The 11,190-nt window shown below is 32.5% G+C and carries 10 protein-coding genes; 1 reads left to right on the top strand and 9 read right to left on the bottom strand.

Translation table 11 applies throughout. The features are described from left to right. The coding region (locus M663_RS0105155; protein WP_029688187.1) for a MurR/RpiR family transcriptional regulator at positions 1–422 on the bottom strand (422 nt) is incomplete at its 3' end. Between the two features lie 479 nt (positions 423–901). On the opposite strand from M663_RS0105155, the gene M663_RS0105150 reads away from it, so the two are divergent. Further along, entirely contained in the window at positions 902–1,834 is a 933-nt protein-coding gene (locus M663_RS0105150; protein ID WP_029688186.1) for a transposase, read from the top strand. 524 nt (positions 1,835–2,358) lie between these two features. Here M663_RS0105150 and M663_RS0105145 read toward each other — a convergent pair. The 8 genes from M663_RS0105145 to M663_RS0105110 all read right to left on the bottom strand — a co-directional run bounded on the left by M663_RS0105145 (position 2,359) and on the right by M663_RS0105110 (position 11,116). Next, entirely contained in the window at positions 2,359–3,198 is an 840-nt protein-coding gene (locus M663_RS0105145; RefSeq protein WP_029688185.1) for a carbohydrate ABC transporter permease, read from the bottom strand. 14 nt (positions 3,199–3,212) lie between these two features. Beyond that, a complete protein-coding gene (locus M663_RS0105140) occupies positions 3,213–4,133 on the bottom strand; it encodes a sugar ABC transporter permease (RefSeq protein WP_273702640.1) in 921 nt (306 codons plus the stop codon). A gap of 202 nt (positions 4,134–4,335) precedes the next feature. Beyond that, positions 4,336–5,667: a sugar ABC transporter substrate-binding protein gene (locus M663_RS0105135; RefSeq protein WP_273702639.1), complete on the bottom strand. Its 1,332-nt coding sequence runs from the start codon at positions 5,665–5,667 to the stop codon at positions 4,336–4,338. A 210-nt stretch (positions 5,668–5,877) separates the two neighbouring features. Next, positions 5,878–6,804, bottom strand: a complete 927-nt coding sequence (gene rihC / locus M663_RS0105130) for a ribonucleoside hydrolase RihC (RefSeq protein WP_273702638.1) — start codon at positions 6,802–6,804, stop codon at positions 5,878–5,880. Positions 6,805–6,879: 75 nt separating this feature from the next. Then, positions 6,880–7,806 (bottom strand): ribokinase, encoded by a 927-nt coding sequence (gene rbsK / locus M663_RS0105125; RefSeq protein ID WP_029688181.1) that lies wholly within the window; start codon positions 7,804–7,806, stop codon positions 6,880–6,882. Positions 7,807–7,819: 13 nt separating this feature from the next. After that, the gene (locus tag M663_RS0105120) at positions 7,820–8,824 is read right to left on the bottom strand and encodes a LacI family DNA-binding transcriptional regulator (RefSeq protein ID WP_029688180.1); all 1,005 of its coding nucleotides are present in this window, start codon (positions 8,822–8,824) and stop codon (positions 7,820–7,822) included. 159 nt (positions 8,825–8,983) lie between these two features. Continuing rightward, positions 8,984–9,895 (bottom strand): Gfo/Idh/MocA family oxidoreductase, encoded by a 912-nt coding sequence (locus M663_RS0105115; protein ID WP_029688179.1) that lies wholly within the window; start codon positions 9,893–9,895, stop codon positions 8,984–8,986. An 18-nt stretch (positions 9,896–9,913) separates the two neighbouring features. After that, positions 9,914–11,116, bottom strand: a complete 1,203-nt coding sequence (locus M663_RS0105110) for an ROK family transcriptional regulator (protein ID WP_029688178.1) — start codon at positions 11,114–11,116, stop codon at positions 9,914–9,916. Between the last annotated feature and the right edge of the window lie 74 nt (positions 11,117–11,190).

Here is an 11,190-nt window from a genome sequence, read left to right as displayed (position 1 = left end):
GCAGATGCTCCAACTCCATAAATGTCTATTTTATTGGCATTTAAAATAGCAATAACAGCTCTTTCTACTTCGTTCCTATCTAACATATCCATTGTTTTTTCTATTGAGTCCATATTATTTTTAGATATTTTCACAATTATGGTATTAATATCATCATCTATATTAACAAAACCTTGAATACTTTTTGTCTTATATGTGTAGTCTGCAGCAATTTTTATTTTTAAATCTTGATATCCTTTGTATCCGAGACTTTTGCAAAATCTCACAACACTTGCTTCACTAGTATTGCTGTTTTTTGCAAGTTCAGCTACAGATAAATCTGAAATCTTATCAGCATTTTCAATTATATACTCAGCAATTTTTCTTTCTGATGGTTTTAAATTATTAATAACTGCTCTAATTTTTTCTATATCTCCTGGCATGTTAATGTTTACACTCCTTTCTAGTTTATATTATACTACTTGTGAAATAATATTTCAAGTATTTTTTATGACTTTGTAATTTGTTTTCATAAAATGTTTTAGAACTTTTACACCACATCGCCTTTTATAAGTTCTGCCATGCCTCGTCCTCCTCAGGTTTTAGCCAATCCTTTGCGGGGAAATGACTTTATTTCATTTATAAGATAATCTATTTTATTCATATAATCACCACCTACTATTTTTTATCCTCTATTAATAGTATTATACCATTATTTCTATTAAAGCCTATATTCCTCATTTACTTATTCCTTTATTAATAAAAAAGCCCATCTTAAAATATAGCAGACTTTGTAAATTCGTTTTTATAATAAATGTTGGGGTGGAGAAAAAGAAATCTATAAAAAAGAGAGCACTTATTCTGAATGCCTGCTATAATAGAAGTGGTTAAAACAACCCAACAAAAGGAGGCATCAGAATAAGTGCAAGGTAATTATATCACAAATTTCTTAAAATCTGAAGATATAATTTGGGAAGATATAATAGAGAATGACAACAGAATAGAGCTTTATATTAAGATGAAACAAAAACCACATATTTGTCCAAGGTGCGGGGAAATAACATCTAAGATTCATGATTATAGAGTACAAAGAATAAAAGATGTACCGCTATTTGGCAAACCAACAGTGATAGGACTAAAAAAGAGGAGATACGTTTGTAAACACTGTGGTAAGAAATTCTATGAACATATAGACTATTTACCACGTTACCATAGAATGACTAACAGATTATCTATTTACATACTACAACAACTAAAAAAACAGCAAAGCATGAAAGATATATCTGAAGTTACAGGGGTATCAATTACGACTGTGATGAGACTTTTAGACACAATAGGAGTAGAACCTGATTATAAAACATTACCGGAAATTATCAGTATATACAAATTCAAAGAGAACTCTGGAGGCAGGAAATATCATTGCATTATTGTAGACCCAAAAGAAAGAAAAATATTAGATATTTATAAGCTACTTCTTGCAAAATATGATACTTTAACAACAGAACAAAAAGAAGAATTAGAAGTAATGTTCTGGTACAGTGACGACTTAAGAATAGCATACCTTTTAAAAGAAGAATTTAATGATAAAGTATTAAAATGCAAAAATTCAAAGGAGGCAAAAATAGAATTAAAAAGATGGATACAGTTAGCTAAAGAAAGCAAAATTGATGAATTTAAAAGATGTGTGCAAGTATTTAACCGTTGGTTTGAAGAAATAACAAATGCCTTTGATATACCTTACACTAATTCTGTAACAGAAGGTTATAACAATAAAATTAAAGTACTAAAAAGGCTTGCATATGGATACAGAAATTTTTATCGATTCAGGAAAAGGATATTATATTGTAATGCTTGATGTAATACTATTTTTAGTGATGAAAGATATTCAAGTATATTATAGAGCTTTGATAAAAAGGCATAGATAAATACCCACCCATACTTCTAGCTATATCTCTTATTGTAACTAATAATTACAAATATTACCATATAACGTGATAAGATTTATAGGTGGGCATTCAGAAAAAATACCCACCCCAACTATTGACAAAGAGCCATTAAAAGCCCATCTTAAAATATAGCAAACTTTGTAAATTCAACCACCTACACTTTCCCTTTTTATAGGATAATGATAATAAAACCGTCGTTATGCAACGTTAGAATCAACCGTATCTCCCTTTTAATCATTATTCATAGTTCCACATTACATGTATTTGTCATCCTTTAGCCATTTAAACCCAAATTCTTTCTGGAGTTCTCAGTAACTGCACCAACTATTTAAATAGCCATGAAAAGGTTTGTTCATCACTTTAGAAATGTAAATATGCACTAAAAAGTGTAATATTGTTATTAAAACCATGATACTAAAGTATTATAAAGAATTTAACCTTCCTTCATCCCAGTACTTGTTATCCCTTGTACAAAATATCTTTGCAAAAACAATAATAACAACACAGGAACTATGACAGCAACTATAGTTGCAGCAAATATTTCATTCCAATAAGTCCCAAATTCAGTAGTTAAATAGCTGATAGCGATCTGAATTACTCGGTATTTTTCAGTCCTAGTTGCGATTAGTGGCCATAAGAAAGACTCCCACTGGTAAATAAAAATTAATAAAGCAGCGCTAACTGTCACTGGTTTACTTAAAGGCATAATGATTCTGAAATATATCCAAAACCAGGTCGCACCATCTATTCGAGCAGACTCGAGCAATGAATCTGGAATGTCTAAAAAAAACTGTCTGAATAAAAAGATTACCATACCATTAGCAACAGATGGAACAATCAATGCGTAATAAGAATCAATCCAACCTAATCTATTTACTATATTATATAGCGGTATTGAAATAATTTCAAAAGGAAGCATGAATGTAAGAAGTACTATAAAAAACAACAACCTTTTCCCTTTGAATTCAAATTTGGCAAACGCAAACGCCGCCATAGAATTGATGAATATACCAAATACTACGGTAACAATAGAAACAAAAAATGTATTTAAGATAACACTTCCAAAGTTTCGTTCCATAAATAGACTGATATATGCTTGCAAAGTAAAGTTTAATGGTATAAATGTCTTCCAAGTAACAGGCGAAACATATCTAAACACGTCATCCAATGGTCTAAACGAAGATATAATAGCAAACAACAGCGGAAAAATGAGAAGTAGTGCTATAATAATATGAGTAAAATATAATAAATAAATTTTCCAATTAGATCTCATAAAAAGGTTCCTCCTTAATGTTGTGCTTTTAACAACTGAAACTGTAAAGCAATTATTAGCAAAATAACTACAAGTAGAATTACTACAATAGCAGAAGCCCTCCCCATATCTGAATATACAAATGCACTGTTAAAACTTTCATACATAAGAACATTGGTGCTCTTCTCGGGTCCCCCTTTGGTTAAAATGTACATGGGTGCAAATAACAAGAAATTTGCTATGGTATCTGCAACGGTAACAAACAGCAATGGTCGCTTAATTAGAGGTAATGTAACATTCCTAAACTTTTGCCATCCTCCAGCTCCATCGATCGCAGCTGCTTCATACAAATGTTGCGGAACTTCCTGAAGTCCAGCTAATAAGAAAATAGCCCAATATCCAATTCCTCGCCAAGAGGCAATTGCAATAATCGCCCATAAAGCTTGATCTTTACTCCCTAAGAAAGGTTGCGGTTCAAACCCCATAGCAGTGAGGATTGAGTTTACAATTCCGTATTCTTGACTTAGCATTATCCCCCATAAAGTACTGGCAATGGGAAGAGAAACTGCAATTGGGATGTAATGAATGGATCGAAACAGTTCGATCCCCTTAATTCTATAATTAAGTAAAATAGCCAAGGCTAAAGCCAATATAATTTGTAGAGGATTAATAACAACGTTCATTAATAATGTAACCCGTACTGAATTCCAAAATTGAGAATCGGTAAATAAGGAAATATAATTTTCTAATCCGACAAATCGCGGTTGACTAACTAAAAATGTTGGAGCATACATGCTTTCTTTTAATGCTTCAATAATAGGATACAGTTTAAAAACTATAATTAGCAAAAAAGCCGGGAATAAAAAAAGATATGGTACAATGTTTTTCTCGAAAAATAATTTTAACATAACAGTAAAACTAATCGGCTTAATTATATGAATAACCTTTTTATTCATTGTTGTTTCACTACTCCTTCCACATTAACCAAGTTTTATAGTAAAATAAGTAACAAGCGGCAAGCAATAATACAGCACAAATAAAGATTAGTGCAACTTATGTATCATAATAAAAATAAAACTTTTTAAGGCTAAAAATATAGAACAGAATATTAACAATTACACCAACGCTTACCGCTTTTTTCAGAGTTCAACTTTGATATTATTTTACTGCCGACTCGTATTTTTTTAGTTGCTTGTCGATTATTTCTACAGCTTGATCCAATGCTGTTTTCGGATCTGTACCGTTTTTTATATCTTCAAAAGCTTGATAAAGCGCATTTTCCCACTCTAAATAACCAGGACTTTTTGGTCTGGGTACCGCCGTGTGTGTTGCTTCATATGCAGCAATTTTAAAGACTTGTGATTCAATATCATCTTTTTGATTTTTTTCTATAGACTCTAAAAGGTCCTTCTGTACTGGTAGTTGTTTATAAGAGTGAAACCATATTTCTGCCCCTTTACCTGTAGTAATAAATTTAATAAATTTAGCTGCCGCCTCTTTCTTCTGTGAGTAACTTGAAATGCCCAGATACCAGCTACCTGTCGGAGTTACAACTTTCCCTCCTGCAAAGTAAGGATGCCAAGAAATTCCGAGATTAATCTTGTCTTTAAAAACGTTTAATGCATTGGTAAGGCCAAGAAACATAGCCACTTTTCCTGTAGCAAAATATTCTCTGGTTACCTCCTGACCAATTTTAGGGCTTACTTTCCATGTATTAAACAAATCATAATAGAATTTTGCTGCTTTAACCATTTCCGGTGAGTTGGTATATCCTACTGATACAAGTCCATCATCACTCATAACTTTTGCTCCAAGACTTTGTCCCAAAGGGATTAATTGATATGGACGACCTACTTGGTCAAAAGTAAAACCATATACACGTTGACCATCTTTTTTGTCATAAGTAAGTTTTTTAGCTACTTCAACTAACTGTTCCCATGTCCAACGGTCTTTCACGTCGCTCGGAGGAAAATCAATTCCCCGCTCTTTGAAGATATCTTTGTTGTAATACAAAACCTGAGAGGAAGTATTCATTGGAGCTGCCATTAATTTTCCATTATAAGTTCCACCATCTAGCGCCGTTTCAATCCAACTTTGTTTTAAATTTGAGTCAAAGTAAGAATCTAAAGGAATTAAGTATCCTTTAATTGTATAATTAGTTACTAACGGTGTATCAACAGGAAACACATCAAATCCAGGTGCTTTCGACATCATTTGTACTTCAATTGTTTCAAAAATTTGTTTGAATGGTTGCGTTACCACTTTTACTTTAATTGATGGGTTTTCTTTTTCAAATGCATTAATAACCTCTTCAAGTGATTTTGACCACAGGTCAAGCGCAAGTACTGTAATTTCGACTTGTTGATTATTATCTGATACCTCTTGAGATGTACCATTAGTTTGCAGAGATTTCTTTTCACTTGAACAAGCTGGAAGCATAAGAAAAATTAGTGAAAACACTATTACCAATACGATAAAATTCTTTTTCATTTTATTCCCCTCCAAACAGATTTATTATTGTTTTACAGACCTTGATATTGTTGAAATACAAAAACAAGGTCTTGTCCCATTCTTTCCCAAATTCCCTCCTTTCCACATGAACTAATAAATCGTCGCACTTTAAAATTTATGCTAATAAAAATTTTGTACACAAAAATCAACTCATTTTAAAAAATTCTATACATCTTATAAACAAATAAGTCACGGGGCTTTTCTCAATGTATTTATCAACCAAGTACGAAATTTTGCTACATCGATATCTACACATACTGTAGCGTTATTGGGTTTATTTAATTGGCCCCGAATGTCAACGACCGTTGTACCCAATGTATAAGCTCCGCATAATTCAATGTCTACAAAACAATCCTGTGTTGTAAAGATATCTGGCTTTACCAAATAAGCTATTGCGCATGGATCATGCATGATCAGTCCTGTCTTTAAAGTACCTGCACGATAGTGTTGAAATAGTGAGTACAACATATTCCCTGTCCTATTCATTTCCTTGATTTCTTCAATGTTTTCTTGAATCAACATGGCCTTGCTTGTAACATCTAGTCCACACATTACAATCTTAAGTCCGGACTCGAAGACAATTTTAGCCGCTTCAGGATCAACATAGATATTGAACTCGGCGTTTGGTGTATAATTGCCTCTAGATGTCGAACCACCCATCAGCACAATACGTTCGATATTTTTTTTACATTCAGGATAAAGTGTAAGCAAGAGAGCAATATTGGTTAGCGGTCCAATTGCAACAAGCGTAATGGGTTGATCACTTTCGATTAAAACATCTCTCATTGCTTCGACAGCGTGTTTAGAAAGCGGCATCCTATGGATGTTACCAAACTCATAACCATCCAATCCAGAATGCCCGTGTATATGACTAGCATTTTCTAATTTTCTGACAAGCGGTTTTGAAACACCTCGCGCAACAGGAACATCTTTATCCCAGAAATCAAGCAATTTTAAAACATTGCGAGTAGTTTTATCGACAGATACGTTGCCAGCAACAGTAGTAATCAACTGTAAATCAATATGTTCATCAAATAGCGCAGCACCTATCGCTACTGCGTCATCAATTCCAGGATCAGTATCTAGAATGATTTTTATTATTTCCTTCATTGACATAGGTTCCTTCCCCCTTATAAGGTAAATTTTAGAATTTACACCCTGTATTTTATGAGAAGATACTATTTTTATCTATTACTGGAATGTCCTTTCTTTAATAAATTTTTCTACCTCATCTCTATAAGGCAAGGATGACTGAGCGCCTTCTTTAGTAACCGTTAATGCTGCTACGTATGTAGCAAATTCTATTGCACTTTCAATATTTTTCCCTTCACTTAATGCCACTGCTAATGCTCCTGTAAATGAATCACCTGCTGCTGTTGTATCAACAGCAGTAACTTTGATCGCATCAAATAGTTTTTCTGTATCCTTATTGATAAAAAAGCTTCCTTTTTCTCCAATAGTTGTTATAACGTTTTGAACTCCTTTGTCCAGCAAATATTTTGAGGCCTTTTTTATATCTGCAATTGTTTCTGTTTTACTTCTAGATAAAAGAGCTAATTCTGTTTCATTTGGAGTTAAAATATAAACCTTTTCTAAGAGCGTATCAGGCAATTCACATGCTGGTGCAGGATTTAATATGACTTTTATACCCTTTCGGTAACATAAATCCACTACAAATTCTACTGTCTCAACTGGTATTTCTAACTGAATTACACACATTTTTGCTTCATCAAAAATATCTTCGTGTTTTTCTATTTGCTCTATATTAAGCCTTTTATTTGCTCCCTGATAAACAACTATGTTATTTTCTCCTCTTTCACTCACATTAATATAAGCTGTACCCGTCGGTATTTCGTAATCAAATTCTATTCCTTTAACATCTATGCTATCAATTTTTAAACCCTCATATAATTTCTTACCATATTCATCATTTCCAACTCTGCCGATCATAAAGACCGTTCCACCCAACCTTGCAATTGATACCGCTTGATTTGCGCCTTTACCACCGCCGTAATTTTTCAAATCATAAGCAATAACTGTCTCACCAACTACAGGAATATGCGGAACTCGTATCACAACGTCCATATTAATACTTCCAACAACAACTATTTTCTCCATTTTTTTACCACCTTTAGCCAATATTTTTTGTGCTTTGGCGTATTATCAACTGGGGTCTAAAATTAATAATTTTTTTCTTTAACTTTTTCCCTTCTACAAGTTTTATTAGCATTCGAGCAGCAGTCAGTCCCATATCATAAGCAGGTTGCCTTATAGTTGTAAGCTGTGGTTCTAGTATTTGTGAAAGTTGTATATCATCAAACCCTACTATCGAAATATCATCTGGTATCTGGTACCCATATGAACGTATGGCTTTATACGCTCCATATGCCATTAAATCATTAGAGGCAAAAATAGCTGTTACTTCATGCTCTAACAATTTTTCCGCCCCAATTATGCCGCTATTTATCTTATAATCTCCTTCAAATATGAGCCTATTATCGACTTCTATTTCATTATCTACCAAAGCTCTTTTATACCCCTCCAATCTTTCAATAGCATTACTAATATACAGCGGTCCTGTTATACAACCAATTTTTTTATGCCCTAAATCTATGAGATGTTTTGTCGCAATGTAACCACCTTCATAGTTATCAAGAAAAACTCCGTAAATGTCTTCAGAATCAACACGTCTATCCATTATGACAATAGGAATACCACTCTTGACAAGTTCCATAATGTGTTCATGTTTAGGAATAGAACTGCTGGTAAATATTATACCATCGACATATTTTTCTTTTAGTGCATTTATATACTCGCTTTCTTTCTCCAAATTGTCATCTGTATTGCACAAGAAGACGTTGTAACCGTAAATGTGAGCACTATCCTCTACACCACGGGCAATATCAGGAAAGAATGGGTTGGAAATATCGGGAATTATAAGGCCGATAGTCTTAGTTTTTTTAGTAACTAAGCCTCGTGCTATTGCATTAGGTTGATAACCCAATTCTTTTACTAATTGAAGAATCCTATTTCTAGTTTCTTCACTAACTCCTTCACTTTTATTGTTTATAACTCTCGATACTGTTGTAATTGATACATTCGCTAGTTTTGCAATATCTTTTATTGTTACAGCCATAAATTCATAACCTATTAAATTTGGTTTAACGTTTTAGTAAAACGCTTAACTATATAATAAAATAAAAATGACATTTTGTCAATAATAAAAATAAAAATTTTTTATAACTTTTCACGTGATTTAATTATTTATAAAATCAGGGCTTTTTGTGCCCTGATTTTATACTGTCTTTTTTAATATTTCCTCTATAATCTCATGAGATTTTAAAGTACATTTTAATTCGTCATTTGCATAATTCCCTTCTAATACGTTCTTTAAAAAGCTTTTTACAGCAGTCTCAAAACCCCTTCTATAAGATATAGTATCCCAGCTTTCAAAATTATGCACATATATTTTGCCATTTTCCATTATTCTTATACTTTCCATATCTTCCACAACTGCACTTTTGCCATGCCCGTGTATCTCTAACCTTTCATAATCTTTTCCACCATTTCTATGCATGACTCCTATCGCTGTAGAACTATTAGATTTTATACTTCTATGAATCAATGAATCTCCTTCTTTTGAAATATTTACATCTATGTCATCAACATCTTTAACTATATAGCATAAAGTGTCTATTATATGAATGAAATCGTCATAAATTGTAAACTTAACACTATTTTTGATGTCATTATTCCTATTTTTCACCATAATGCACAATTCAGGTTTTAAGCCTTCAAACAAAGCTAAGGCTTTTTGATACATAGGCGCATATCTTCTGTTAAAACCTACCTTCAAAATAAGAGATTTGTCCATAGCCAAATCTATAAGTTCTTTTGTCTTATCTATCTCTTCAGTTATAGGCTTATCAACATATACGTGAATACCGCTTTTTAGTAGTTCTTTTACTATTTCATAATGGCTATCTGTAGACGCATGTACAAAAGCACAATCTGGCTTTTGTTTTATCACAACGTCTATTTCTGTGTAAACATCACATCCATATCTTTCTTTATATTTTTGGAGCTTTTCTTTGTTTCTTCCAACAATACCTAATATATTTAGTTCATCTAAATTAAATATGAAAGGCAAATAGGCTTTATTAAAAATATTCCCTGGCCCTATAATAATTGCTTTTAATTTTCCCATGTCAACACCTCATTATAATTAAAGTCCAGGATATGCAAACAATTCAGAAATAACTAAAGATACTGCTCCAATTGCCCCCGCATGGAATTGAAGTTTGGAAGTTTTTATTTTTACTTTATAATATCTATAAACAAGACTTTTTTCCTCTACTTCTTTTAAAACTTCATTTAAAATTAAGTCATCAGCTAAAGACAAAGTATTTCCAATAATTATAAGTTCGGGATTAAAAGTATTTATAATATTAACTACACCTACTCCTAATTTTCTTCCTATTTCTTTTAAAGCTTCTATCGCTATTTTGCTCCCCTTTCGCGCATAATCGATAATATCAATAGCACTCAGTGTATAAAAGTTATTTTTGTTTATATACTCATCAGACTTTCCCATCAACAATTGTGTATTTAAGTATTCAAGCAATGCTTTTTCTGAAGCATAATTTTCCCAACATCCTGTATTGCCACACCTACACTGATGGTCATGAATATCAATTGTCATATGTCCCATTTCTCCAGCAAGACCTACTGTGCCTCTGTATAATTCTCCATTAATTATTATTCCTGTACCAATACCAATTCCAGCACTCACATAAACAAGATTGTTATATTTGGCACCTGCCCCAAACCACTTTTCTCCTATAGCTCCTACATTTGCCTCATTATCTATGTGTACCTTAATTTTGAATTTATCTTCTATAATTTGTTTAAGAGGTACATTTTCCCATTTTAAATTTGGCGCTAATAATATACTGCCTTTCTTGTAATCCACAATGCCAGGAACACCAATCCCAATTCCTAAAATTCCTCTTATTGTTTCAGGAGCATTTGAGATTGCTTCATCAATCAATTCTATCAAACGTTCAATAATCGTTTGCTGGGTCTCGCCAATTTTTACATCTATTTTCTTTTCCCAAATAACATTTGCCATCAAATCAGTTAAGACAATTAGTATATAATTTACATCTAAATCAATGCCTATTATGCACCCAGCTTTGTTATTTATGCTTAATATGATTGGCTTCCTGCCACCTTTTGATTCTCCTGGCCCCTCTTCTTTCACAAACCCTTCGTTTATAAGTTCATCAACAAGGAAAGATACAGTTGACTTGTTTAAACCTGTTATACCTGCAATTTCTGCCCTCGAAATATTGCCTTTTTTGCGAATAGTATTTAGTACTATTGATTTATTTATTTGCTTAACTAATAATTGATCCGCTGTTATCATTTCTTCACCCTTCTATTGCCATTATTATTTTCTAGTGTAAATTATACCATATTAAACTCTCGAGAAAAAATTAA

Origin of the sequence: Thermoanaerobacter sp. A7A (assembly GCF_000445185.1) — a bacterium.
GTDB lineage: Bacteria > Bacillota > Thermoanaerobacteria > Thermoanaerobacterales > Thermoanaerobacteraceae > Thermoanaerobacter.
Note: the sequence above shows the minus strand (reverse complement) of the source record. Positions and strands in the feature narration are given on the sequence as shown.

Bases quoted from the DNA above. Each gene is read 5' to 3' on its own strand.
- rbsK (WP_029688181.1), bottom strand. From the start codon at position 7,806: ATGGAGAAAATAGTTGTTGTTGGAAGTATTAATATGGACGTTGTGATA.
- M663_RS0105110 (WP_029688178.1), bottom strand. From the start codon at position 11,116: ATGATAACAGCGGATCAATTATTAGTTAAGCAAATAAATAAATCAATA.
- M663_RS0105115 (WP_029688179.1), bottom strand. From the start codon at position 9,895: ATGGGAAAATTAAAAGCAATTATTATAGGGCCAGGGAATATTTTTAAT.
- M663_RS0105120 (WP_029688180.1), bottom strand. From the start codon at position 8,824: ATGGCTGTAACAATAAAAGATATTGCAAAACTAGCGAATGTATCAATT.
- M663_RS0105135 (WP_273702639.1), bottom strand. From the start codon at position 5,667: ATGAAAAAGAATTTTATCGTATTGGTAATAGTGTTTTCACTAATTTTT.
- M663_RS0105140 (WP_273702640.1), bottom strand. From the start codon at position 4,133: ATGAATAAAAAGGTTATTCATATAATTAAGCCGATTAGTTTTACTGTT.
- M663_RS0105145 (WP_029688185.1), bottom strand. From the start codon at position 3,198: ATGAGATCTAATTGGAAAATTTATTTATTATATTTTACTCATATTATT.
- rihC (WP_273702638.1), bottom strand. From the start codon at position 6,804: ATGTCAATGAAGGAAATAATAAAAATCATTCTAGATACTGATCCTGGA.